Origin of the sequence: Pollutimonas rozaliensis (assembly GCF_048751585.1) — a bacterium.
Classification (GTDB): Bacteria; Pseudomonadota; Gammaproteobacteria; order Burkholderiales; family Burkholderiaceae_B.
This window is the reverse complement of record NZ_JAZHOB010000002.1, coordinates 225,071-248,395: the sequence shown is the minus strand read 5'-3', so window position 1 is coordinate 248,395 and position 23,325 is coordinate 225,071. Positions and strand designations below refer to the sequence as shown.

At 59.4% G+C, this 23,325-nt stretch carries 24 protein-coding genes and 1 pseudogene; 8 read left to right on the top strand and 17 right to left on the bottom strand.

The window, feature by feature from the left end:
• Window positions 1-27: 27 nt before the first annotated feature.
• The 4 genes from V0R37_RS04400 to V0R37_RS04385 are packed head-to-tail and all read left to right on the top strand — an operon-like array spanning window position 28 to window position 4,116.
• A complete protein-coding gene (locus V0R37_RS04400) occupies window positions 28-1,299 on the top strand; it encodes an OmpP1/FadL family transporter (protein WP_420373342.1) in 1,272 nt (423 codons plus the stop codon).
• Between the two features lie 16 nt (window positions 1,300-1,315).
• Window positions 1,316-1,840, top strand: coding sequence for a DUF4442 domain-containing protein (locus V0R37_RS04395; RefSeq protein WP_420373341.1), 525 nt, complete (start codon window positions 1,316-1,318; stop codon window positions 1,838-1,840).
• Complete coding sequence (locus tag V0R37_RS04390; RefSeq protein WP_420373340.1) at window positions 1,837-2,430, top strand: chalcone isomerase family protein; 594 nt, start codon at window positions 1,837-1,839, stop codon at window positions 2,428-2,430. The genes V0R37_RS04395 and V0R37_RS04390 overlap by 4 nt, the downstream gene beginning before the upstream one ends.
• A gap of 24 nt (window positions 2,431-2,454) precedes the next feature.
• A complete protein-coding gene (locus V0R37_RS04385; protein ID WP_420373339.1) occupies window positions 2,455-4,116 on the top strand; it encodes an AMP-binding protein in 1,662 nt (553 codons plus the stop codon).
• Between the two features lie 100 nt (window positions 4,117-4,216).
• Here the strand turns inward: V0R37_RS04385 and rpsQ are convergent, their stop codons facing one another.
• The 10 genes from rpsQ to rplC are packed head-to-tail and all read right to left on the bottom strand — an operon-like array spanning window position 4,217 to window position 8,981.
• Entirely contained in the window at window positions 4,217-4,498 is a 282-nt protein-coding gene (gene rpsQ / locus V0R37_RS04380) for a 30S ribosomal protein S17 (RefSeq protein ID WP_264130588.1), read from the bottom strand.
• A 1-nt stretch (window position 4,499) separates the two neighbouring features.
• Window positions 4,500-4,691: a 50S ribosomal protein L29 gene (gene rpmC, locus V0R37_RS04375; protein ID WP_013743952.1), complete on the bottom strand. Its 192-nt coding sequence runs from the start codon at window positions 4,689-4,691 to the stop codon at window positions 4,500-4,502.
• Between the two features lie 9 nt (window positions 4,692-4,700).
• Window positions 4,701-5,117, bottom strand: coding sequence for a 50S ribosomal protein L16 (rplP, locus tag V0R37_RS04370; RefSeq protein ID WP_420373338.1), 417 nt, complete (start codon window positions 5,115-5,117; stop codon window positions 4,701-4,703).
• Window positions 5,118-5,119: 2 nt separating this feature from the next.
• Window positions 5,120-5,917 carry a 30S ribosomal protein S3 gene (rpsC, locus tag V0R37_RS04365; protein WP_420373337.1) on the bottom strand — a complete coding sequence of 266 codons (798 nt, stop codon included), beginning with the start codon at window positions 5,915-5,917 and terminating at the stop codon, window positions 5,120-5,122.
• A 9-nt stretch (window positions 5,918-5,926) separates the two neighbouring features.
• Window positions 5,927-6,256: a 50S ribosomal protein L22 gene (rplV, locus tag V0R37_RS04360; protein ID WP_165023276.1), complete on the bottom strand. Its 330-nt coding sequence runs from the start codon at window positions 6,254-6,256 to the stop codon at window positions 5,927-5,929.
• A gap of 3 nt (window positions 6,257-6,259) precedes the next feature.
• A complete protein-coding gene (rpsS, locus tag V0R37_RS04355; protein WP_130011039.1) occupies window positions 6,260-6,535 on the bottom strand; it encodes a 30S ribosomal protein S19 in 276 nt (91 codons plus the stop codon).
• Window positions 6,536-6,547: 12 nt separating this feature from the next.
• A complete protein-coding gene (rplB, locus tag V0R37_RS04350; RefSeq protein WP_420373336.1) occupies window positions 6,548-7,375 on the bottom strand; it encodes a 50S ribosomal protein L2 in 828 nt (275 codons plus the stop codon).
• Window positions 7,376-7,672, bottom strand: coding sequence for a 50S ribosomal protein L23 (gene rplW, locus V0R37_RS04345; protein ID WP_420373335.1), 297 nt, complete (start codon window positions 7,670-7,672; stop codon window positions 7,376-7,378).
• Window positions 7,669-8,289 (bottom strand): 50S ribosomal protein L4, encoded by a 621-nt coding sequence (rplD, locus tag V0R37_RS04340; RefSeq protein ID WP_420373334.1) that lies wholly within the window; start codon window positions 8,287-8,289, stop codon window positions 7,669-7,671. The genes rplW and rplD overlap by 4 nt, the downstream gene beginning before the upstream one ends.
• Window positions 8,290-8,291: 2 nt before the next feature.
• Window positions 8,292-8,981, bottom strand: a complete 690-nt coding sequence (gene rplC, locus V0R37_RS04335) for a 50S ribosomal protein L3 (protein ID WP_420373333.1) — start codon at window positions 8,979-8,981, stop codon at window positions 8,292-8,294.
• Between the two features lie 346 nt (window positions 8,982-9,327).
• Here rplC and V0R37_RS04330 point away from each other — a divergent pair.
• A pseudogene (locus tag V0R37_RS04330) lies at window positions 9,328-11,450 on the top strand (TonB-dependent receptor domain-containing protein).
• Here the strand turns inward: V0R37_RS04330 and V0R37_RS04325 are convergent.
• The 7 genes from V0R37_RS04325 to rpsL form a co-directional block, all read right to left on the bottom strand.
• Complete coding sequence (locus tag V0R37_RS04325; RefSeq protein ID WP_420373332.1) at window positions 11,447-12,280, bottom strand: betaine/proline/choline family ABC transporter ATP-binding protein; 834 nt, start codon at window positions 12,278-12,280, stop codon at window positions 11,447-11,449. The pseudogene V0R37_RS04330 and the gene V0R37_RS04325 sit on opposite strands and share 4 nt — an antisense overlap.
• Window positions 12,277-14,247, bottom strand: coding sequence for a glycine betaine ABC transporter substrate-binding protein (locus V0R37_RS04320; RefSeq protein WP_420373331.1), 1,971 nt, complete (start codon window positions 14,245-14,247; stop codon window positions 12,277-12,279). The genes V0R37_RS04325 and V0R37_RS04320 overlap by 4 nt, the downstream gene beginning before the upstream one ends.
• 127 nt (window positions 14,248-14,374) lie before the next feature.
• Window positions 14,375-14,686 carry a 30S ribosomal protein S10 gene (gene rpsJ / locus V0R37_RS04315; protein ID WP_013743964.1) on the bottom strand — a complete coding sequence of 104 codons (312 nt, stop codon included), beginning with the start codon at window positions 14,684-14,686 and terminating at the stop codon, window positions 14,375-14,377.
• Window positions 14,687-14,741: 55 nt separating this feature from the next.
• On the bottom strand, window positions 14,742-15,935 hold the full coding sequence (gene tuf, locus V0R37_RS04310) for an elongation factor Tu (RefSeq protein ID WP_420373320.1): 1,194 nt from the start codon (window positions 15,933-15,935) through the stop codon (window positions 14,742-14,744).
• A 76-nt stretch (window positions 15,936-16,011) separates the two neighbouring features.
• Window positions 16,012-18,114, bottom strand: a complete 2,103-nt coding sequence (gene fusA / locus V0R37_RS04305; RefSeq protein ID WP_420373330.1) for an elongation factor G — start codon at window positions 18,112-18,114, stop codon at window positions 16,012-16,014.
• A gap of 15 nt (window positions 18,115-18,129) precedes the next feature.
• The gene (rpsG, locus tag V0R37_RS04300) at window positions 18,130-18,600 is read right to left on the bottom strand and encodes a 30S ribosomal protein S7 (protein ID WP_420373329.1); all 471 of its coding nucleotides are present in this window, start codon (window positions 18,598-18,600) and stop codon (window positions 18,130-18,132) included.
• 135 nt (window positions 18,601-18,735) lie between these two features.
• Window positions 18,736-19,113, bottom strand: coding sequence for a 30S ribosomal protein S12 (rpsL, locus tag V0R37_RS04295; RefSeq protein WP_041682771.1), 378 nt, complete (start codon window positions 19,111-19,113; stop codon window positions 18,736-18,738).
• A 423-nt stretch (window positions 19,114-19,536) separates the two neighbouring features.
• On the opposite strand from rpsL, the gene V0R37_RS04290 reads away from it, so the two are divergent.
• From V0R37_RS04290 to V0R37_RS04280, 3 genes are read left to right on the top strand one after another with little or no spacing between them, the layout of a single operon-like run.
• A complete protein-coding gene (locus tag V0R37_RS04290; RefSeq protein ID WP_420373328.1) occupies window positions 19,537-20,250 on the top strand; it encodes a response regulator transcription factor in 714 nt (237 codons plus the stop codon).
• On the top strand, window positions 20,247-21,350 hold the full coding sequence (locus V0R37_RS04285) for a FecR family protein (protein WP_420373327.1): 1,104 nt from the start codon (window positions 20,247-20,249) through the stop codon (window positions 21,348-21,350). The genes V0R37_RS04290 and V0R37_RS04285 overlap by 4 nt, the downstream gene beginning before the upstream one ends.
• A gap of 4 nt (window positions 21,351-21,354) precedes the next feature.
• Window positions 21,355-23,319, top strand: coding sequence for a CHASE2 domain-containing protein (locus tag V0R37_RS04280; RefSeq protein WP_420373326.1), 1,965 nt, complete (start codon window positions 21,355-21,357; stop codon window positions 23,317-23,319).
• The last annotated feature ends 6 nt before the right edge of the window (window positions 23,320-23,325 follow it).

Sequence of the window (23,325 nt, the reverse complement as noted above, 5' to 3'; positions counted from 1 at the left end):
CATATGAAAGCAGTCAGGTCGTTACGTATGATTTCGGCAATCGTATTGGGCTTGGGCGCCGGTGGCGCTCATGCCGCGGGTTTCCAATTGCTCGAGCAGAATGCCAGCGGCATCGGCAACTCTTACGCGGGTTCGGCGGCCATCGCCGAGAATGCCAGCACGATCTTCTTCAACCCCGCCGGCATGACTCGCCTGCCCGGCGTCAATGTATCGGCCGGAGCGGCCGCCATCCGGCCATCGTTCAAATTTTCAAATAAGGGAAGCACCGGACTGGGAGGCACACCTGGCATTGGCGGGGACGGCGGCGATGCAGGCTCGCTGGGCGTGGCTCCCAACGCCTATATTTCTTGGGAGCTCAACCCCGATTGGTACCTGGGGCTAGGCATCGGCGCCCCATTCGGCCTCAAGACAGAATACGACGACAACTGGGTTGGGCGCTACCATTCCAAGAAGTTCAGCATCGAAAGCATCAACATCAATCCATCGATCGCTTATAAGGTCAATGAACGATTGTCCATCGGCGCCGGGGTGAACTGGATGCAACTCGATGCGGATTATCAGCGCGTCGCCCCCTTTGCCGTCGGACCGGGTCCTACTTATGTCGGCGACCTGAATGCCAAGGTCAAAATGAAAGGAGATGCCTGGGGTTGGAACCTTGGCGTGCTGTATCAGGTCACGCCCGCTACGCGCCTGGGCTTGTCTTATCGCTCGAAGGTAAAGATCGATGCCGATGGCGATACGACATTGACCAACCGTAGCGTGACCAATCCCTTAGCCGTCGCTGGCATTCCCAGGCCGGTAAACGCCAGCGCCAATGTGGAACTTCCCGATACGGCCATTTTCAGCATCGTGCATGACTTGAATAGCCAATGGCAGCTTCTGGCCGATGTATCCTGGACGGGTTGGAGCAGCATCAAATCGCTGGACATCCAGAACAGCGGCAATGTGCCCGGCGACCGTCTGGATCTGCGCTTCCGGGATACTTGGCGCGTCGCCCTGGGTGCCAATTACAAGCTCAACCAGCAGTGGACATTCAAGGGAGGCGTGGCCTGGGACCAATCGCCGGTGCACGATCCCAAATACCGCCCCACCTCGCTGCCCGACAATGATCGCTACTGGGTATCCGTAGGCGCCCGGTACAACTTCAACGACCGGACCACGGTAGACATCGGCTATGCCCATTTGTTCGTCAAGAGCACATCCATCGACAACGATACAGCGGCGGCAAAGGGCACGGTCCGAGGCGACTACAAGTCCAACGCGAACATCATAGGCCTGCAGGTATCGCATCGCTTCTGATTTCTGGTCCGCCGCCATGAAGCTCTCTACGCTCAAGCGGATTCCGCCGCCGTGGCGCGCAAGGGCCATGCGCCTGGGCTTCAATCTCAATCCGGCCTTCCGTGGAACGGGAGGCCGGGTCGATTATGTATCGCCCGATCTCCTGCATGTGCGTATCCGCCTGCCTTTGACGCGCAGGACCCGCAACTTCGTCGGTTCGCTGTACGGGGGCTCGCTGTTCGCCGTTACCGATGGCGTGCACGTGGCCATGCTGCTGGCCAGCCTGCGGCGGGATGTCATCATATGGGACAAGGCTGCGGCGATACGCTATCGGAAACCGGCCTACGCCACGCTGTACGCAGACTTTCGCCTAGGCCGCAAGGATCTGATTGAAATCTGCCGGGAACTCGACAACAATCACGAAACGTCGCGCAAGTTCACCATAGAATTGAAGGATAAAGCCGGCATCTTGTATACCGTCGTGGAACGCTTGGTGTACATTGCCGACAAAGCGTATTACAAGCAAAAAATGCTGGTTCAGAAGCCCGGAGTTCAAACATGAAATATCGGTCCCGCTTTAAGGTCTTTCTTCTTGGCCTCTTGCTGATCTCCGGCGTGCCGGGGCCGGCCCCCACCGCCGACGCCATGCAAGCAAGCGGCGTCCAGGTGCCGGAACAGGTTTCCGTCCAATCGCATCTCTTGACCCTGAACGGCGCCGGCGTGCGCGAACGCTTCATTTTCGACGTGTACGTAGCCGCCCTGTACACCACGATAAAGGGCCTGGATACGTCCACCATCATCAATAGCAGCGAACCGCGCAGCCTGCGGCTGACGCTATTGCGCAGATTGGATGGCGCAACCCTGGTAAGCGCCCTTAACGACGGGCTGAAAGACAATAGCACCGAGCAAGAGCTGCGCGAGTTGCAACGCCCCATAGAGCAATTCACCGCCATCGTCGACGCCGTGGACGAGGGCGTGCCGGGTGATACCATAGCTTTGGACTTCAACGCCCGCCACGTAACCGTGATCTTCAATGGCCGCAAGTTGGGTGCGGTGGAAAGCCCCGGGTTCATGGCGGCGCTGCTTCGGGTCTGGCTGGGCGACAGGCCTGCGCAAAGGTCGCTCAAGAAGGCCCTGCTGGGACAACAATAAACAAATTTATAGGGGGATCGTCTTATGGAACCGATCTGGCTGGAACACTACCCGGCGGGCATTCCGGCAGACATTACCGACGAAGCCGCCCGCTACGATTCGCTGGCGGCCCTGTTCGAAGAAAGCTGCGCCAGTCATGCGGGCAATACCGCTTACTTGAGCATGGGCGCCAGCATGACCTACGCCCAACTGGAAGAAAGCTCCAGGCATTTCGCGGCCTGGCTGCAATCCGTCGGAGTCGGGAAGGGCGACCGGGTCGCGCTGATGATGCCCAATCTGCTGCAATACCCGGTATGCCTGTTTGGCGTTCTGCGCGCCGGCGCGGTAGCGGTCAACACCAATCCTCTATATACCGCGACCGAGCTTGAACACCAGTTGCGCGACTCGGGTGCGGAAACCATAGTCATCGCCGAGAACTTCGCCCATACGCTGCAGCAGGCCCTGCCCAATACCAGCATCAAGCGCATCGTCGTGACTTCGCTCGGCGAAATGCTGGGCCCGGTGAAGGGGCTGCTGACAGACCTGGTCGTGCGCCATGTCAAGAAGTTGATACCCGCGTATCAGCTGCCCGACACGCAGCGCCTGAAACACGTATTGTCCCTGGGACGGCAGGCGGCTTACAACCGTCCGGAGCTGACCCACAAGGACCTTGCCCTGCTGCAGTACACCGGCGGCACGACCGGGGTCGCCAAAGGGGCCATGCTGACTCATGGCAACATGGTATCCAACGTGTGCCAGGCCCATGCCTGGGTCAAGCCCTACCTTACCCATAGCGACGAATGCATCGTTACCGCTCTACCGCTGTACCATATCTTCGCCCTCACGGCCAACTGCCTGACCTTCCTGAAACTGGGCGCCAGCAATCTGCTTATCGTCAACCCGCGCGACATCCCCGCCTTCGTCAAGAGCATGAGACAGAACCGGTTTACGGCGCTCACCGGCGTCAATACCCTGTTCAACGCCTTGCTTAACAATGCCGACTTTGCCAAGCTGGATTTTTCGTCGTTGCGCCTGACTCTGGGCGGCGGCATGGCGGTCCAGGAAATCATCGCCCAGCGCTGGCTGAAAGTTACGGGCAAGCCTCTTGCCCAAGCCTATGGGCTTACGGAAACGTCCCCCGCCGTCACCATCAACCCGCTGGACAAGAAAGAGTTCGACGGTTCCATAGGCTTGCCTGTGCCCTCCACCGAGATCTCCATCCGGGATGACCACAGCCGCGACCTGCCGCAAGGCGAAAGCGGGGAAATCTGCGTGCGGGGGCCCCAGGTAACACCCGGGTATTGGAATCGCCCCGACGAGACCAGTAAAACCTTCGATTCGGACGGCTTCCTGCACACCGGCGATATCGGCTATGTGAACGAGCAGGGTTATATTTTTATTCTGGACCGCAAGAAAGACATGATCTTGGTGTCGGGCTTTAATGTCTATCCGAACGAAGTCGAAGCCGTGGCCATGGAGCACCCCGATGTGCTGGAGGCGGCCGCCATAGGAGTGCCCGACGAGCACTCCGGTGAAGTGGTCAAGCTGTTCGTCATTCGCAAGAACGAGCGCCTGACAGAAGAAGAGCTCATCAGGCATTGCCGCAACAAGCTTACCGGGTACAAGGCGCCCAGGCATGTGGAGTTTCGCAAGGATCTGCCTCGCAGCAATGTGGGCAAGATACTGCGACGCAAATTAAAGGAATAGGTTCGGCAGACGCAAAAAGGCCCCGGAGATCCGGGGCCTTTTTGCTGCCTATCGCGGCGAGTCGAATCCAGCGCGGCTGGCCGCCCTGGATCGAAGCACCTTAGATAACGCGTGCGGCTTCGAGCAAACGCACAACAGTCCACGATTTATCGCGGGAGATCGGACGACCTTCCGCGATTTCAACCGTATCGCCTTCGTTGTACTGGTTGGTTTCATCATGCGCCTTGTACTTATTGGAGCGGACGATGATCTTGCCAAAGACGGGATGCTTGACGCGGCGCTCAACGCGAACCACGACAGTCTTGTCCATCTTGTTGCTCACAACCTGGCCAACGAGGGTACGCTGGCGCTTTGCCGGTTGGGTATTTTGAGTTTCGCTCATCTTACTTTCCTGCGTTCTCAGTCATGATGGTGCGGACACGCGCGATATCGCGACGGACTTTACCAATCTGGCTGGTATTGGAAAGCTGCTGAGTGGCACGCTGCATACGCAGGTTGAATTGTGCCTTCAGCAGGCTCTCGAGCTCTTTGCTGAGCTCGGTGGCGTCTTTGGAACGGAGTTCGCTGGCTTTCATAAGGTCTCCTTAAGCTCCGATATGACGCGACACGAAGGTCGTGGCAATGGGCAGCTTAGCGGCGGCCAGGCGGAAAGCTTCACGTGCAAGCTCTTCGCTTACACCTTCCATTTCATACAACACCTTGCCGGGTTGAATTTCTGCGACCCAGTATTCAGGATTGCCCTTACCGTTACCCATACGGACTTCTGCAGGTTTCTGCGAAATCGGCTTGTCCGGGAAGATGCGGATCCAGATACGGCCGCCACGTTTGATGTGGCGGTTGATCGCACGACGAGCAGCTTCGATCTGGCGTGCGGTAAGGCGGCCACGACCCGTGGCCTTCAAACCGAACTCGCCAAACGATACTTGTGCACCGCGAGTAGCCAGGCCCGTGTTGCGGCCCTTTTGCTCTTTGCGGTATTTTCTGCGTGACGGTTGCAGCATGTTTATTCTCCTTCAGGCGCGGGCGCAGCCGTTGCTGGCGCAGCGTCTTTGCGAGGACCACGACCGCGTCCGGCGCTAGGACGGCGACCGTCGGGCCGCTCGCCACGGGGGGCGCGGCGCGGACGACGCTCTTCGTCGCGAGGAGCCGCGGTCTCGGGAGGCATTTCGCCGTTAGGCAGCATGTCGCCCTTGTAGACCCAGACTTTGATACCAATAATGCCGTATGTCGTTTGCGCTTCGGACGTACCGTAATCGATATTGGCGCGCAGGGTGTGCAGGGGCACACGGCCTTCGCGATACCATTCGGTGCGAGCGATTTCAATACCGTTCAAGCGGCCCGCGCTCATGATCTTGATACCTTGGGCACCCAGACGCATTGCGTTCTGCATGGCGCGTTTCATGGCGCGGCGGAACATAATGCGCTTTTCGAGCTGTTGCGCGATGGAATCGGCGACCAGCTGAGCGTCGGTTTCAGGCTTGCGAATTTCTTCGATATTGACGTGCACGGGCACGCCCATCAGGCGCTGCAGATCAGCCTTCAGGCTTTCGATGTCTTCGCCGCGTTTGCCGATTACGACGCCCGGACGAGCCGAGTAAACCGTAATGCGGGCGTTCTTGGCGGGACGCTCGATGATCACGCGACCTACGGAGGCGCTTTTGAGTTTCTTCTTCAGGTATTCGCGAACGCGGATATCTTCAGCCAGCATGCCGCCGAAGTTCTTGTCGTCGGCGTACCAGCGCGAAGTCCAGTTGCGGTTAACCGCGAGGCGGAACCCAATCGGGTGTATTTTCTGTCCCATTGTGACTCCTTAAGCTCCGACTTTGACCACGATGTGGCAAGTCTGCTTCTCGATACGGTTACCGCGGCCTTTTGCACGCGCGGAGAAACGCTTCATCGATTGGCCCTTGTCAACATAGACTGTGGTGACCTTGAGTTCATCGATATCGGCGCCGTCGTTGTGCTCGGCGTTGGCGATCGCGGACTCAAGCGCTTTCTTGAGGATGCCCGCGGCCTTCTTGGGTGTGAATGTCAGGATATTCAGCGCCTGGGCAACCGACTTGCCGCGGATCAGATCCGCTACAAGACGTGTCTTCTGGGCCGAAATATGGACTCCACGGATAATTGCAGTAGTTTCCATCACTTACCTCTTGGACTTCTTGTCCGCGGCGTGACCCTTGAACGTACGGGTCAGCGCGAACTCGCCGAGCTTGTGGCCGACCATGTTCTCGTTGATATAAACGGGAACGTGCTGGCGGCCATTGTGCACAGCAATCGTCAGCCCAATGAACTCGGGCAGGATGGTGGAACGGCGCGACCAGGTTTTGATCGGCTTTTTCTCTTTGCCTTCGACGGCCGCATCGATTTTTTTGATCAGATGCGCATCGACGAATGGGCCTTTTTTGATCGAACGTGACATGTTGTTCGCCCCTTACTTGCGCTTGCGGCGCGAGACAATCATATTGTCTGTGCGCTTGTTACGACGGGTTCTGAAGCCCTTGGCCGGTGTGCCCCATGGGCTGACCGGTTCGCGACCTTCACCAGTACGTCCTTCACCACCACCGTGCGGGTGATCGACCGGGTTCATGGCAACGCCACGCACCGTAGGACGGACACCACGCCAGCGCATGGCACCGGCTTTACCGATTTGACGCAAGCTGTTTTCTTCGTTTCCGACTTCGCCTATGGTTGCACGGCAGTCGATGTGAACGCGGCGGACTTCGCCGGAGCGCAAGCGCACCTGGGCATAAGTACCTTCGCGCGCCATCAGCACAGCCGATGCGCCAGCGGAGCGGGCCATCTGTGCACCTTTGCCCGGAAGCATTTCGATGCAATGGATGGTGGAACCGACCGGTATGTTGCGGATGGGCAGCGTGTTGCCCGAGCGGATGGGAGCATCCAGGCCCGACAACAAGGTTGCGCCAACTTCAAGGCCGCGAGGAGCGATGATGTAGCGACGCTCGCCGTCTGCGTAGCACAGCAATGCAATGTGCGCAGTACGGTTGGGGTCGTATTCAAGACGCTCGACCTTCGCTGGAATACCGTCTTTGTTGCGACGGAAATCAACCAGGCGATAGTGCTGCTTGTGGCCGCCGCCGCGGTGGCGAACGGTGATGTGACCGTTGTTGTTACGGCCCGAACCACGCTTTTTCTTTTCGAGCAGAGCTGCGAACGGCTCGCCTTTGTGCAGATCAGGGCTTACGACCTTGATCATGCCGCGGCGACCGGCCGAAGTCGGCTTGACTTTTACGAGTGCCATTTACTTCACCTCCGTAAAGTCGAGTTCCTGACCGTCTTTGAGCGAGACATATGCCTTGCGCTCGTTACGGCGGCGACCCATGAAACGGCCAAAACGCTTTTCCTTGCCCTTGGTGTTCAAAACCTGCACGGACTCGACTTCAACCTTGAAAAGGAGTTCGATGGCAGCCTTGATTTCGGGCTTGGTGGCGTCGGCGCCGACGCGGAAAGCGATTTGCTGATTTTTTTCGGCAACAAACGTGGCTTTTTCAGTCACGATGGGAGCCAGGATAACTTGCATTAAGCGTTCGGCGTTCATCCCAACATCTCCTCGAGTTGAGCGATAGCCGGCTTGGTGATCAGCACTTTCTTGTAGTGGATCAGCGACAGCGGATCGGCATAACGCGGTTCAACCACGGCAACGTGCGGCAGGTTGCGCGTAGCGAGATAAACGTTTTCGTCGAGCACGTCGGTAATGATGAGCACCGATTCCAGGCCCATGCTTTTCAGCTTTTCGGCTGCCAGCTTGGTCTTGGGGGATTCGAGTTCAAAAGTGTCGACCACGGCGATGCGATCTTCGCGAGCCAACTGGGAAAGGATCGCACGGATACCGGCGCGATACATCTTCTTGTTGACCTTGTGCGAGAAATTCTCTTCGGGAGAATTCGGAAACGCACGACCGCCTCCACGCCAGATGGGCGAGGAAGTCATGCCCGAGCGGGCACGGCCGGTGCCTTTCTGGCGCCACGGCTTCTTGGTGCTGTGCCTGACGGTGTCGCGGCCTTTCTGCGCGCGGTTACCGCTGCGGGCATTGGCTTGAAACGCGACGACGATCTGGTGTACCAGCGCTTCATTGAAGTCGCGGCCGAAAATCGTATCCGGAGCGGCAACGGTGGAAGCGGATTGACCCTGGTCATTCAGGAGCTTGAGTTCCATGATTAGGCTCCTTTCTTGGCCGACATCTTGATGGCGGGACGCACGACGACATCGGAGTTCTTGTGGCCGGGGACAGCGCCCTTGACCAGCAACAAGCCGCGTTCGGCATCGACACGCACGATGTCTAGGTTTTGAACGGTACGGGTAGCATCGCCCAGGTGACCCGACATTTTCTTGCCGGGAAAAATACGACCTGGATCTTGCGCCTGGCCGATGGAACCCGGAACGCGGTGCGAACGCGAGTTACCGTGCGAAGCACGTTGCGAGCTGAAGTGGTGGCGCTTGATGGTGCCGGCAAAGCCTTTACCGATCGTGGTGCCAGTGACGTCAACTTTTTGTCCTGCTTCGAAAACGCTTTCCACGGCCACAACCGAACCGGCCGAAAATTCGGCGGCTTTGGCGGGGTCGAGACGGAATTCTTTGAGGATGCTACCGGCTTCGGAGCCGGCCTTTGCGTAATGCCCAGCTTGCGGCTTGGTCACGCGGGATGCGCGACGGGTACCGTAGGCTACTTGCACAGCCGCGTAACCATCGATTTCTGGCGACTTGACCTGGGTAATGCGGTTGTTCGACACGTCCAGTACTGTCACCGGGATGGACTCGCCTTCCTCGGTGAAAATACGGGTCATGCCGACTTTACGCCCCACGAGTCCCAGCCGATAGGCGGCAGGCGTAGGTGTCGAGTTCGACATCGTTTTCTCCATTCCCGACTGCGATTGGTCGGGGCTAATTACCGTGCACTTTGAATACCGTTACCGCATCGTTGCGGTGCAAGCACCGCGCCCATACTGTAGCGGCCCTCGCCGCGCACATGAATTCTTAAAAACCAAAACTTTTTTGGTTAAGCGTAGCACTTTAGCATGTAATGCCCATACCTAGCAAGCCGTCTCTTGGTATTTACCCCAAAGCCGCTTGATTCTTGCCGGAAAGCCACAGTTGCGCCTGATCCGGGGATAGCCGCCCACAGCGCAATTCTTCCCCAATTAGCGGCGACGACCCGGGAACCGTCTTGATGGCCGGCCATCGACCAGGAAAATAATGTTATGTTATAACATTGCATTTTTAATCATCGGACTCCCCGATCTCATCGAACCGGAAAACCCATGCCATCCAGATTCCGACCGCTAGCCGCAGGGCTCGCCCTGATCTTCAGCCCCGTCCTGGCCGCCCAGCCGGACATTCCGCAAGACGACCGCAAAGCCGCAGCGCAAACGCTGGACGCCATCACGATATCCGCCAGCCCCCTGGGGCTTACCGAGGACACCATCGCGAATCCGGTGGAAACGCTGGACGGCGCTTCCCTGGTTCTAAAGCGGGAAGCCACGCTTGGCGACACGCTGAACGGCATGCTGGGCGTACACGCCGATACGTTCGGCGCCGGGGCCAGCCGCCCGGTCATACGCGGCCAGTCGGCTCCACGCGTCAAGATCCTGTCCGACGGCTCGGAACTGATGGACGCTTCAGGGGTCTCGCCGGACCATGCAATTACCAGTGAGCCCATGCTGGCGCGCCGCATCGAGGTTCTGCGCGGGCCCGCCACCTTGCTGTACGGCGGCGGCGCCATAGGCGGCGTGGTAAATGTCATCGATGACAAGATTCCGGAGGCCATCCCCGAAAAAGGCGTGGAAGGATACGCCGAGCTGCGCGGGTCGACAGGTTCCAACGAACGGGCCGCCGCGACCGGCATCACGGCGGGCAAAGACAACTTCGCCATCCACGTCGAGGGCCTGCGGCGGCATTCCGACGATTACAAGGTGCCCGACTGGCCCGACGGAAAACTGAAAGGCTCATTCGAAGAAAGCACCACAGGCAGCGTCGGGATGTCCTGGATAGGCAGCCGCGGCTTTATCGGAGTGGCCTATACCAATACACGCAGCGAGTACGGACTGCCCGGCCACAATCACGAATATGAATCCTGCCATCCGCACGGCAGCCACCTGCATTGCGGCGGCCACGATGGCGACGATCATGGTCATGACCATGAACACGAGCACACGGAAGCGGCTCCCTTTGTACGATTGAAGAACGAAAGAATCGATGTGCGCGGCGAGTATCGGGAGCCATTGGCCGGCATCCGCAAGATTCGCGTGCGTGGCGGCCTGACCGATTACCAGCATCAGGAGATCGAAGGCGCCGCCGTTGCAACCACCTTCAAGAACCGAAGCTACGACGCCCGCGTGGAATTCGAACATGAGCCCATTGCCGGATGGCGCGGCGTATTCGGCGTGCAAGGCTCGCGCAGCGACTTCAGCGCGCTGGGGGAAGAAAGCTTTCTACCCAAAACCATTACGAAGAACCTGGGTGTCTTCCTGCTTGAAGAATATCGGCTGAGCGACTGGCGGTTCGAAGTCGGCGCCCGCCAGGAACGGCAGTCGGTCACCCCTCAGGGCACGCAGCCCAGATCGGCGCTTAGCGGGACATCGCTATCGACGGCGGCCATCTGGGATTTCGCTCCCATGTACTCGCTTGCCTTGTCCGTATCGCGTTCGCAGCGTTTGCCCACGGCCCAGGAGCTCTATGCGGACGGTATCCATCTGGCCACAAACACCTACGAGATCGGCAACGCCGACCTGAAACAGGAAACCTCGCAGAATGTCGACTTGACGCTGCGCAAGCATGCCGGCGATGCACGCTTCGCCGTCAGCGTGTTCTTCAATCAAGTGAAGAACTATATCTACGCCGATACACTGGATCGCCATGAGGATTTCCGGCTGATCGAGTACGCACAGCACGATGCCCGGTTCATGGGTGTCGAAGCCGAGGCAAGCTATCGCTTCAATCCGTATCTGACCGCCTCGGTGTTCGGCGATATGGTGCGCGGCAAGCTTACCGGCAAGGACGGCAACCTGCCGCGCATTCCCGCAGTCCGCGCGGGGGTTCGCCTTCAGGCGCGTCTGGGTGGGGACTGGTCATCGAATGTCGAGGCGTATCGTGTCTTCCGCCAGGACAGGCTGGCCGGCTACGAAAGCGAAACGCCCGGGTACAACATGCTTAATCTAGGCATTGAATACGACGGCCGGGCCGGCGCCCTGGATTACACCGCCTACCTTCGCGCCACCAACCTGGCGAATCAGCAGGCATTCAACCATGCCTCTTTCATATCGTCCGCGGCTCCCCTGCCGGGAAGGCGTGTAATGCTGGGCCTGCGCATGTACTACTAAGATACGGCGCCTGCGCCGCGCCGGACCACAAACCGCTCCACGTACTCATTGGCAGGGTGATTGCGTATGTCGTCCGGCGTTCCCACCTGCTCCACCTTGCCATCGCGAAGAATCACGATATGCTGGCCCAACCGCAAGGCCTCTTCGATATCGTGGGTGATAAAGACAATGGTCTTTTGCAAACGCTGCTGAAGGGCAAGCAGCTGATCCTGCATATCGTAGCGAATCAAGGGGTCGAGAGCCGAGAAGGCCTCGTCCATCAAGAGGACTTCGGCGTCGATAGCCAGCGCGCGCGCCAGGCCGACACGCTGCTGCATGCCTCCCGACAGCTCATCCGGATAGCTTTTTTCGTATTCCGACAGCCCCACCCGCTCCAGCCATTTCAGGGCTGTTTTTCTGGCCTGGATGCGGGGTTCGCCTCGCACATTCAGGCCGAAAGCGATATTGTCGATGACGTTGATGTGCGGCAGCAGGCCGAAGCTTTGAAACACCATGCTGACGGTATGGCGCCGCAGTTCCCGCAGCTGCGGCATGGTCAGGGCCAGGATGTTGCTGCCGTCGATCAGGATTTCTCCCGCGGACGGATCGATCAAGCGATTCAGATGCCGGACGAGGGTGGATTTCCCCGATCCCGACAAGCCCATGATGCACGATATCCGGCCTTGAGGGATGGCCGCGCTTACACCGGCCAATCCGACATTGCATCCGGTTTCCGCCTGCACGGCGGTTTTGTCGGCGCCTTGCCGGAGCAACTGCACGGCTTGCGCCTCTTTGGCGCCGAATACCTTATATACGTCCCGGATTTCAATTTTGATCGGCAAAGAAGTCATGGCTGCTCCCGGGTTTGCGGCTTGCGGCCTGTACGGCGCGGCTTGCCGTAGGCCTGTGTAATACGATCGATGACGATGGCCAGTATGACGATAGCCACTCCGGCTTGCAGCCCGCGCCCAACATCCAGCGTCTGAATGCCCGCCAACACATCTTCTCCCAGCCCGCGCGCGCCTATCATCGACGCCACCACCACCATCGATAAGGCCATCATGGTGGTTTGATTGATGCCGGCCATGATGCTGGGCCGCGCCAAAGGCAGTGTCACCCGGATCAGCATCTGCCATCGCGTAACGCCAAATGCCTGCGCCGCCTCCATGACGTTGTGATCGACCTGGCGCAAACCCAATGTCGTCAGACGTATCAGAGGCGGCACGGCATAGATGATGGTGGCAAACAGGGCCGGCACCTTGCCCAGGCCGAACAGCATCAGCACCGGAATCAAATAGACGAAGCTGGGCAGGGTCTGCATGACATCCAGCACGGGCGTGAACACGCGGCGCAGCAAGCCGCTGCGAGCGGCCACGATGCCAAGCGGCACGCCGATCACGATGGAGATGGCAGTCGATACAAGCACCAGCGAGAAGGTTTGTATAAGCTTTTCCCAAAGACCCACCGCTCCGATCCCATACAGGCAGACAACATACAAGATGGTGGCTACCGGCTTGCGTGTCGCATGCCAGGACAACAGTGCCACCAGCAACAGGAACAGCCAGGGCGGTATGGCCATCATGCTGCGTTCCACGGGCAGCAGTACCGCGGTCAGCATGAAATCGCTGGCCTGGCGAAAAACGTCGCCGTAAGCCTTCACGATGCCCATCAGATGTCTGTTCACAAACGCAGCGGCGGACCAGTCTGGAAAGATGTCCTGTTGCCCGGCAGTGCCGGCCGCCAAGGCGGTGCCGCTATCGCCCCGCCCGGCATCGGTTGCCGTCACGCCCAGTTCCGCATTGATGCGGCGTGCCACTTCAGGAGGAACCCACGCATGCCAGACTTCAGGATGTTCGCGAAGAAAGCGATCGGCCATGGCTTCGCCGCCCGTTCGCGTTTCCGTCATGACAAGAATCATGCGATTAAGCAGCGCGGGCTCGAACTGGATTTTCTTGAAGAGCGCCATGATCTCGGGGTTGACCTTGGCGAAGGGCGCGGAGGCCGCAATTGCCAGCCGCGCCGCCAGGAAATCGGACGAACACAGCCGGCCTTCGCCGCTGACGATGGCATCCCAGCAAGTTTTGTTGAAAGGGTCCTGGGCGATCTTGTGGAACTTGTACTTGGCCATCAGGCCCGCCGGCTGCCAGTAGTAGAACAATATGGGCCTGCCCTGGTCGTACGCGGAACTGATGGCGGCATCCAATGCCGCCCCTGTGCCTGCCCGAAAGTTGGTGTAATCGTCTTCCAGGTCGTGCAGCTGCAGCAAGCGGCTGTTGGTCTTTTCGCAAACCCAGCCCGATGGACAATTAAGGAAACGCCCCTTGGCCGGATCCTCCGGGTCGGTGAACAGGGATTTGTATCGCGTAAGGTCCCGCCAGCTTTTCAAGTCTGGCGCCGTCGCGTCGATACCTCGCTGGGGGTCGCCATGGACGACGTAATCGGGCACATACCAGCCTTGCTCCGCGCCGCCTGCCAGCGTATCGCCCACGATCTGTATGTCGCCCTGGCGCAACGCTGTTTCGATAATGGCCGAGCGGCCGGACCATATCTCGGCGATGATCTGCACGTCGTTCTGTGCAAGCGCCGATTCCAGAGCGGCGGGGGTGCCCGGCACGATCTCGGTCTTGCAACCGTAGCCCGCGCTTAGCAGCCTGCTAACGACGTGCGTGGTAAATGTAGCGCTTTCCCAATTGAGGTCGGCCAGCTTGACCGCCCGACCCTCGTTGCAGGACGCCCCCTGTGCATAGGCCGCAGCGGGGAAAAACATGAACGCCATGGCGAGCGCCGCTGCTCCAAGAACTCCGTGCCATCGGCTCATGAGCCAGCTCCTTGCGATTTTTTATGATCAGGTCTGTCCGCGGCTTTCGCCATGCACAATGCAAAACGCCATGCTGTTTCGAGCATGGCGTTTTTAACCTATTGCGCCTACGGCGCTCGCATGCAGCTTACTGCAATGCGATTTCCACGTCCACACCTGCGGGCAGGTCCAGGCGCATCAGGGCATCGACGGTCTTGTCCGTGGGATCGACGATATCCATGAGGCGTTGATGAGTACGCATTTCGAACTGGTCGCGCGAAGTTTTGTTGACGTGCGGCGAACGCAGGACGTCGTAACGACGGATACGCGTAGGCAGCGGCACTGGACCGCGCACCACGGCACCCGTGCGTTTGGCTGTTTCCACGATTTCGGCGGCCGATTGATCGATCAGCTTGTAGTCAAACGCTTTCAAGCGGATGCGGATTTTCTGGTTTTTCATGGGAATTCCTAAAGAACGAATTAGACAGGGGGCAATATTGCCCCCTGGCAAGCACTTACTTGATGATGGAGGCGACCACGCCGGCACCCACGGTACGGCCACCTTCGCGGATCGCGAAGCGCAGGCCCTCTTCCATGGCGATCGGCGCAATCAGGCTGACCTTCATCGACACGTTATCGCCCGGCAGAACCATTTCCTTGTCGGCCGGCAGCTCGATCGTGCCCGTCACGTCCGTCGTACGGAAGTAAAACTGCGGACGATAGCCCTGGAAGAACGGCGTATGACGGCCACCCTCGTCCTTGGACAGAATGTACACCTCGGCCGAGAAGTCCGTGTGCGGCTTGATCGAACCGGGCTTGGCCAACACCTGGCCGCGCTCAACGTCTTCGCGCTTGGTGCCGCGCAGCAAAATACCCACGTTGTCACCCGCCTGGCCCTGGTCCAGCAGCTTGCGGAACATTTCCACGCCCGTGCACGTCGTCTTGACCGTGTCCTTGATGCCGACGATCTCGATTTCCTCGCCCACCTTGACGATGCCGCGCTCGATACGACCGGTCACCACCGTGCCGCGACCCGAGATCGAGAACACGTCTTCCACAGGCATCAGGAACGTGCCGTCCACCGCGCGCTCGGGCGTGGGGATGTACGTGTCCAGCGCCTCGGCCAGCTTCAGAATCGCTTCCTTGCCCAGCGGACCTTCGTCGCCATCGAGCGCCAGCTTGGCCGAGCCCTTGATGATCGGGGTGTCGTCACCCGGAAAGTCGTACTTGGACAGAAGTTCGCGCACTTCCATTTCCACCAGTTCCAGCAGCTCTTCATCGTCGACCATGTCGGCCTTGTTCAGGAACACGATGATGTAAGGCACGCCCACCTGGCGCGAGAGCAAAATGTGCTCGCGCGTTTGCGGCATCGGGCCGTCAGCGGCCGAAACCACCAGGATCGCGCCGTCCATCTGCGCCGCACCGGTAATCATGTTCTTGACATAGTCAGCGTGGCCCGGGCAGTCAACGTGCGCGTAGTGGCGCGCCTGCGTTTCGTATTCCACGTGCGAGGTGTTGATCGTGATGCCGCGCGCCTTTTCTTCGGGCGCCGCGTCGATCTGGTCGTAGCCCTTGGCTTCGCCCGACCCAAAGGCCTTGGCCAACACCGTCGTGATTGCCGCCGTAAGCGTCGTCTTGCCGTGGTCAACGTGCCCGATCGTACCTACGTTTACGTGCGGTTTGGTCCGTTCAAACTTACCTTTTGCCATGATTTATCCCATCAATGTTTTCAAGGAAACAAAAAAATTTTACCTGCCCGCGCCATGGCGGGCAGGAACTGGTTTATTACTTGCCACGTGCGCTGATGACTTCATCAGCGACGTTCTTCGGAGCCTCGGCATAATGCTTGAACTCCATGGTGTAGGTTGCGCGACCCTGAGTCTGCGAACGCAGGCTGGTCGAATAACCGAACATCTCGGCCAAAGGCACTTCGGCTTTGATGATCTTGCCGCCACCGGGAATGTCGTCCATGCCTTGTACCATGCCGCGACGGGAGGACAAATCGCCCATGACCGTACCGGCGTAGTCTTCCGGAGTTTCGACTTCAACGGCCATCATGGGTTCGAGCAGCACAGGGCTGGCCTTGCGCATACCGTCCTTGAAAGCCATGGAAGCGGCCATGCGGAACGCGTTTTCGTTCGAGTCCACATCGTGGTACGAACCGAAGAACAGCGTTGCCTTGACGTCGACCACCGGGTAGCCGGCAACAACACCCGCAGGCAGTGTTTCCTGAATACCCTTGTCGACGGCGGGAATGTATTCGCGAGGAACCACACCGCCCTTGATGGCATCCACGAACTCGTAACCACCGCCGGGAGGCAGGGGCTCGAGCTTGAGCACAACGTGACCGTACTGGCCGCGACCGCCGGACTGCTTGACGAACTTGCCTTCGATTTCTTCGCAGGTCTTGCGTATGGTTTCGCGGTAGGCAACCTGAGGTTTGCCCACGTTGGCTTCCACGCCGAACTCACGACGCATGCGGTCGACCAGCACTTCCAGGTGCAGCTCGCCCATGCCGGAAATAATGGTCTGGCCCGATTCTTCGTCGCTGCGAACGCGGAAAGAAGGATCTTCCTGTGCAAGGCGCGAAAGCGCAATGCCCATTTTTTCCTGGTCGGCCTTGGTCTTGGGCTCCACGGCCTGTGAAATCACGGGCTCGGGGAACTCCATGCGCTCCAGAAGGATGTGCTGACCGACGTCGCACAGGGTTTCGCCCGTGGTCACGTCTTTCAGGCCGACCACCGCGGCGATGTCGCCCGCCAGAACTTCCTTGATTTCAGCACGGTTGTTCGCGTGCATCTGCAGGATGCGGCCGATGCGTTCCTTTTTGCTCTTGATCGGGTTGTAGACGGTTTCGCCCGAATGCAGGACACCGGAGTAAACACGCACGAACGTCAACTGGCCCACGAACGGATCGCTCATGAGCTTGAACGCCAGCGCCGAGAACTTGGCATCGTCGGAAGCGGGCAGGCTGATTTCGTTGCCGTCGTCGTCCACGCCTTGCACCGGAGGAATATCCACCGGGGAAGGCAGGTAGTCGACCACCGCATCCAGCATGCGCTGCACGCCTTTGTTCTTGAAGGCGGTGCCGCACAGCATGGGCTGGATTTCGCCGGCAATGGTGCGTGTGCGCAGACCCAGATTGATTTCCGCCTCGGTGAGCTCGCCCGTTTCCAGGTATTTGTTCATGAGCTCTTCGTTGGCTTCAGCAGCGGACTCAACCAGTTTTTCACGCCACTCGTTGGCCTGGTCGACCAGGTCGGCCGGAATATCGATGTATTCGAACTTCGTGCCCTGGCTGGCTTCATCCCAGATGATGCCTTTCATGCGAACCAGGTCGACGACGCCTGTGAAGGTGTCTTCGGCGCCGATCGGGATGACGATAGGCACGGGATTGGCTTTCAGGCGCAGCTTGAGCTGGTCGTAGACCTTGAAGAAGTTCGCGCCGGTGCGGTCCATCTTGTTGATGAACGCCAAACGCGGCACACCGTACTTGTTGGCTTGGCGCCACACGGTTTCCGACTGGGGCTGTACGCCGCCTACGGCGCAATACACCATGCATGCGCCGTCGAGCACGCGCATGGAACGCTCGACTTCAATAGTGAAGTCCACGTGTCCCGGGGTGTCGATGATGTTGATGCGGTGCTCGGGACGATCGCCAGCCATGCCTTTCCAGAAAGCAGTAGTGGCAGCCGAGGTAATGGTAATGCCGCGCTCTTGCTCTTGTTCCATCCAGTCCATGGTGGCGGAGCCTTCATGGGTCTCGCCAATTTTGTGATTGACGCCGGTGTAGAACAGGATGCGCTCGGTCGTGGTGGTTTTCCCTGCATCGATGTGCGCAGAGATGCCAATATTGCGATAGCGCTCGATTGGGGTTTTGCGGGCCATGATTGTGTCCTTAGATTACCAACGGAAATGGCTGAATGCCTTGTTGGCCTCTGCCATCTTGTGCGTGTCCTCACGCTTCTTCATTGCCCCTCCGCGACCTTCGGATGCGTCAAGCAATTCACCGGCCAGGCGCAGTTCCATCGACTTTTCACCGCGCTTCTTGGCTGCTTCACGCAACCAGCGCATGGCGAGCGCCAGGCGGCGCACAGGGCGCACTTCAACCGGCACTTGATAGTTCGCGCCACCGACACGGCGGCTTTTCACTTCAACGATAGGCTTGATGTTGTTAATCGCGGTGTTGAACACCTCGATGGGCTCTTTGCCAGTTTTAGCCTGTATCTGGTCGAACGCGCCGTAGATAATACGTTCGGCGACGGCTTTCTTGCCAGACAACATAACAACGTTCATGAACTTGGCGAGCTCTACGCTGCCAAATTTGGGATCGGGGAGAATTTCACGTTTGGGAACTTCGCGACGACGAGGCATTTTTACTTCCTTGTGACAGTTCAGTTGAACCGCTATATGCGGCCACGACCATTCATTTGAATGATCACTTACATGCTATGGGCCCATGCCCATGGCTGCACTGATGCGACCAGACTTGCTGGACTAGGGAAAAACTTAGGCTTTTTTCGGACGTTTTGCGCCGTACTTGGAGCGGGACTGCTTGCGGTCTTTGACGCCTTGCAAGTCGAGCGAACCACGAACGATGTGGTAGCGCACACCCGGCAAGTCTTTGACACGGCCGCCGCGAACAAGAACCACCGAGTGTTCTTGCAGGTTGTGGCCTTCGCCGCCGATGTACGAAATGACTTCGAAACCGTTGGTTAGACGCACCTTGGCGACTTTACGCAAAGCCGAGTTAGGTTTTTTAGGAGTGGTGGTGTACACCCGAGTGCAGACACCGCGACGCTGCGGGCAGTTTTCGAGCGCTGGGCTCTTGCTGCTCTCGCGGGAGACTTCGCGCGGCTTGCGCACGAGTTGGCTAATGGTTGGCATGACCTTTACGCATCCTGTGTTTACGAATTACGTACTTGCGTACTTTTACGTATAAGAGTTAAGCGCCTGTTGCCCAATACAGCTGGCAACTTACGGCGGTTTGCGCAAAAACCGCCTGACACGAATATCACGTAAAAGAGCGGGTCTTGCAGCAAAGCTAGCAGGCAGCCCAGGCAGTGTAGCGGCCCGGACTACTAACTTCTTGGATTACTTCTTTGGGTTACCCAAGGGATTTTGGCAAAGAAATCCCTTAAAGTAAGCTCGCCATCGTAACACGGCAAATAGCGGGCAGTCAACATTTGCAATGTCAAGCCCCTGCTTCGAGGAGCCTTGATGCAAATCGGCCACGGCCGCTTCGCTCGACACTACAGGGTCGGTATCGTAACATTGGCGCCAACTGTATAAAAAGCTCTGCGCCTCCCCATGAATATCGCTTCCGTTGAAGACGACCCGGATCAGGGTCGGCTGATACAAAACATTCTCGCCAATGCCGGCCACGATTGTTCCCTATTTACGACGGGCAACGAGTTGCTGGCTGTGCTGCCGCGCGGACCGGCTTTCGACTTGCTCCTGATCGACTGGGAGCTGCCCGACATCAGCGGCCTGGACATTGTCCACTGGGTGCGCAGTAATCTGGGACAGGCCATGCCTGTCATGCTGATCACCAACCGGACACAAGAGGAAGAGCTGATTACCGGCCTGCGAGCCGGCGCCGACGATTACATGAGCAAGCCCATACGCAGCGGCGAACTCGTCGCCCGGGTCGAGGCCCTGCTGCGCCGATACAACGCCGTGCCCCAGCAACAATCGCCCTTCCAGTGCGGCGCCTACGAAATCGACCCGGCCTCCGAGGCCATCCTGCTTGGCGGCCGCAAAATGGAGCTCGCGCCCAAGGAATTCGAGCTTGCCCTGCTTCTGTTTCGCAACCCCGGCCGCCTGTTTTCCCGCGACGTCCTGAGCATGGCCGTCTGGAACCGCGAAATTCCGGCCACCTCCCGCACGCTGGACACGCACCTGTCCAACCTTAGACGCAAGCTCCAGCTCCGTCCCGAGCACGGCGTACGGCTGAACTCCTCGTACGCCCTGGGCTACCGCCTGGAGCTGCTCAACGACAACCTCGGCCCTGAGACTCCATGATTCCTTCCCCATCCCCGCTCCGGCTCCTTGGACACCTTGCCTTGATGCTTGCCAGCCTGATTCCGTGTGCGGTTATGGGCCAGCCTTCCGGCGCCCATGGCGACAATTTCCTGTATCGGGTCATGACCGGCGACACGCTCATCGCGCTGTCGGAGCGCTTTACCGATAAGGCCGACAACTGGGCGGCGCTTCAATCGCTGAATGCCGTCCAGGAACCCACTTTGCTTCCCATCGGGCTAGAACTGAAGATTCCGTTCTCTCTTATTCCCGAACTGCCCGCGCAAGCCAAGATAACCCATCTGGCCGGACAGGCCTCGGCCGATAATCGCCCACTCAAGATCGGCGACTCCTTAAGCGAAGGCCAGACGGTCGCCACCGGCGAAAATGGCTTCCTTACCCTGACCCTTGCCGACGGCAGCACGCTTACCGTCCCCGCCGCCTCTTCGCTGTCGGTCGAACGCTTGCGGGTATTCAAGGGCACCGGGCTGACGGATACCGTCTTCACCATGCGCCAGGGCTCGCTTGAGTCCGTGGTGGCGCCGGCGGATACGGGCGTGGGGCGATTCGAGATTCGCACGCCCGTCAGCATCACCGGTGTGCGGGGCACCCGCTTGCGCGTCCACACTCAAGCCAGCGGAGCCCAGAGCGAGGTGCTGGAAGGTTCGGCCCGACTGGACGCTTCCCAGGGGCGCAATGCCAATCTGCGCCAGGGTCAGGGCGCAGCCATCGATTCCAGCGGGCGCCTGCTGGGCGTACGCCCCCTGCTGCCCGCGCCGGAACTGACGCCCGCCAGCCGGGGCCGTTCCGGCTGGGTCATTGCTTTTCCCCCTGTCCAGGGCGCCAGCGCCTATTTGCTGCGGGTTTCCGCGGACCCGCAAGGCAAGCAGCTTTTTTCCAGCAAGCGCTTTGATGAACCGCGGGTTACCTTCAGCGCGCCGGGCGCTGGAACCTACTATGCCCTTGTGCGGGCAGTCGACGCCGACGGCATCATGGGCCGGGACGCCAGTCAGTCCTTCCCGGGACGCTTGCTGCTGAACACGTCCGACGGTCAACCCGTCTCGACCGGCTTCGGCCAGTTTGTCTTCCTGTCAGATCGTTAAGCGCATGCCGGATACGGCGCACCCGGCAGGCACACAGTTCTGGGGCGACCTTCAGCGCCGGATACGCAACGAATGGCTGGCGGTCACATTTGGACTGGCCATACTGACCATGGCGCTAAGCTATTTCAGCAACGGCCTGGGATTGGCACGGCTGGATCACGCCTTTTACGACAAGGCCCTGGCCGCCGCCGCCTATTCAACCGACGATGCCGATATCGTCATTGTCGCCATCGACGACGGCAGCATCGACCACATCGGCTACTGGCCCTGGCGCCGCAGCCTGCATGCGCGCGTGCTGGATTCCTTGCATCAGGCGCGCGTAGTGGGCCTGGACCTGGTGCTGAGCGACGCCAACCCGGCTTACCCGCAAGACGATGCCCTGCTTGCGCAGGCCATACGCAGGCATGGCAAAGTCGTACTGCCGCAAGTCATACAGAACGACGGGCAACAAGTGCTGGGACCGGTGGACGGGCTCGCCGAGGCGGCGGCATCCTTGGGATACATCAATATTCAGGCCGACGGCGACGGCACCATCCGATCGATCGCCTTGCGCCAGAATCTTGGCCCTGGAAGAAGCGCCAAGCATTTTATTACCGCCATGCTGTCCGTGGCGCCGCCGGATCCCCAGGCCCAGGCGGCCATCCTGGCCAAGGGAGTTGATGATTTGCTCATTCCCTATGCCGGCGTTCCCGGCCATTTCACCATTTACTCCTACGCCGCCGTGCTGGACGGCCAAATACCTTCCACCGCATTCAAGGATAAGTATGTGTTGCTGGGGTCTTGGGGTTCCGGACTTGGCGATGCGTTTCCCACGCCTCTTTCGCGACAAGGAGAAGCCATGTCCGGCGTGGAGATTCTTGCCAATGCGCTGCTTGCCGCTCAACACGATAGCTGGATCCGGACTCCCCCGCCCTGGCTCGCCGCGCTATTGGCCTGCCTGCCCGTGTTGCTGGCTTGCGTTGCATTGCGCCGCCTGTCGCCGCGCCGGTCCTTTCTGGGAGTAATGGCCGTGCTGCTGCTGGCCTTCGCAAGCAGCTGGCTGTTGATGCGCTACGGCAGGGTGTGGATTCCAATTACCGCCAGCCTGATCGGCGTCGCGCTGGCTTTGCCCGTATGGAGCTGGCGCAGCCAGGAGGCATCGCTGCAGCACATCGATCAGGAGCTCCTGGCCCTGGAAGCCGAACGGCAAGCGCCGGACGACGCAGCTCCGATCCCGCCGGCGGCGCGGCTCGACGGGTCGCTTTCGGCGCGCGTCACCCAGCTGCACGGCGCCATTGCACAGCTGCGCACGGCTCACCGAAAACGTGATGAGACGCTGCGCTTCCTGTCCCACGACATGCGCGCGCCGCAGGCCTCGATTCTGGCGCTGACGCAATTGCAGCAGAATCCTGAAACCGCGTTGCCGCAAAAGGAATTCCTGCGGCGTATCGATGTCTACGCCGGCAGAACCTTGGGCCTGGTCGACGGTTTCGTCCAGCTGGCGCGCGCCGAAGCGGCGCCTCTATCACGCCAGCGCATCGATCTGGTCGAGCTGGTGGGCCAATGCATCGATGAGTTCTGGGCGCAAGCCCGGCAAAGAAGCATCAACATCCATTTCAGCCGGCATCCCGATGCGGCATGGGTGACGGGCGACCTTTCCCTGCTCCAGCGAGCCTGCTGCAATCTGCTCGACAACGCCATCAAGTTCAGCGCGGATCACACTCTCGTCATCTGCAGCATCGAACGGGACAAGGAGGCATGGCTGCTGGCTGTCCAGGATCACGGACGCGGCATGAAAGCGGATCAGCAAGCGGCCTTGTTCATGCCTTTCAGCCGCATCGCGCAAGAGGCTATGGGCAATCCGCAAGGGACCGGCCTGGGGCTGGCCTTCGTCGCAACCGTGGTCAAGCGCCACGGAGGATCGATCGCCGTCGAAAGCCGGGAAGAGGCCGGCAGCACATTCCAGCTGCGGCTGAGCGCATCGGCTTAAGAGGGA

Coding starts and splice junctions, on each gene's coding strand:
- V0R37_RS04400 (WP_420373342.1), top strand. CDS start 28: ATGATTTCGGCAATCGTATTGGGCTTGGGCGCCGGTGGCGCTCATGCC.
- V0R37_RS04395 (WP_420373341.1), top strand. CDS start 1,316: ATGAAGCTCTCTACGCTCAAGCGGATTCCGCCGCCGTGGCGCGCAAGG.
- V0R37_RS04390 (WP_420373340.1), top strand. CDS start 1,837: ATGAAATATCGGTCCCGCTTTAAGGTCTTTCTTCTTGGCCTCTTGCTG.
- V0R37_RS04385 (WP_420373339.1), top strand. CDS start 2,455: ATGGAACCGATCTGGCTGGAACACTACCCGGCGGGCATTCCGGCAGAC.
- rpsQ (WP_264130588.1), bottom strand. CDS start 4,498: ATGAGCGAAACTCAAAATACCCAACCGGCAAAGCGCCAGCGTACCCTC.
- rpmC (WP_013743952.1), bottom strand. CDS start 4,691: ATGAAAGCCAGCGAACTCCGTTCCAAAGACGCCACCGAGCTCAGCAAA.
- rplP (WP_420373338.1), bottom strand. CDS start 5,117: ATGCTGCAACCGTCACGCAGAAAATACCGCAAAGAGCAAAAGGGCCGC.
- rpsC (WP_420373337.1), bottom strand. CDS start 5,917: ATGGGACAGAAAATACACCCGATTGGGTTCCGCCTCGCGGTTAACCGC.
- rplV (WP_165023276.1), bottom strand. CDS start 6,256: ATGGAAACTACTGCAATTATCCGTGGAGTCCATATTTCGGCCCAGAAG.
- rpsS (WP_130011039.1), bottom strand. CDS start 6,535: ATGTCACGTTCGATCAAAAAAGGCCCATTCGTCGATGCGCATCTGATC.
- rplB (WP_420373336.1), bottom strand. CDS start 7,375: ATGGCACTCGTAAAAGTCAAGCCGACTTCGGCCGGTCGCCGCGGCATG.
- rplW (WP_420373335.1), bottom strand. CDS start 7,672: ATGAACGCCGAACGCTTAATGCAAGTTATCCTGGCTCCCATCGTGACT.
- rplD (WP_420373334.1), bottom strand. CDS start 8,289: ATGGAACTCAAGCTCCTGAATGACCAGGGTCAATCCGCTTCCACCGTT.
- rplC (WP_420373333.1), bottom strand. CDS start 8,981: ATGTCGAACTCGACACCTACGCCTGCCGCCTATCGGCTGGGACTCGTG.
- V0R37_RS04325 (WP_420373332.1), bottom strand. CDS start 12,280: ATGACTTCTTTGCCGATCAAAATTGAAATCCGGGACGTATATAAGGTA.
- V0R37_RS04320 (WP_420373331.1), bottom strand. CDS start 14,247: ATGAGCCGATGGCACGGAGTTCTTGGAGCAGCGGCGCTCGCCATGGCG.
- rpsJ (WP_013743964.1), bottom strand. CDS start 14,686: ATGAAAAACCAGAAAATCCGCATCCGCTTGAAAGCGTTTGACTACAAG.
- tuf (WP_420373320.1), bottom strand. CDS start 15,935: ATGGCAAAAGGTAAGTTTGAACGGACCAAACCGCACGTAAACGTAGGT.
- fusA (WP_420373330.1), bottom strand. CDS start 18,114: ATGGCCCGCAAAACCCCAATCGAGCGCTATCGCAATATTGGCATCTCT.
- rpsG (WP_420373329.1), bottom strand. CDS start 18,600: ATGCCTCGTCGTCGCGAAGTTCCCAAACGTGAAATTCTCCCCGATCCC.
- rpsL (WP_041682771.1), bottom strand. CDS start 19,113: ATGCCAACCATTAGCCAACTCGTGCGCAAGCCGCGCGAAGTCTCCCGC.
- V0R37_RS04290 (WP_420373328.1), top strand. CDS start 19,537: ATGAATATCGCTTCCGTTGAAGACGACCCGGATCAGGGTCGGCTGATA.
- V0R37_RS04285 (WP_420373327.1), top strand. CDS start 20,247: ATGATTCCTTCCCCATCCCCGCTCCGGCTCCTTGGACACCTTGCCTTG.
- V0R37_RS04280 (WP_420373326.1), top strand. CDS start 21,355: ATGCCGGATACGGCGCACCCGGCAGGCACACAGTTCTGGGGCGACCTT.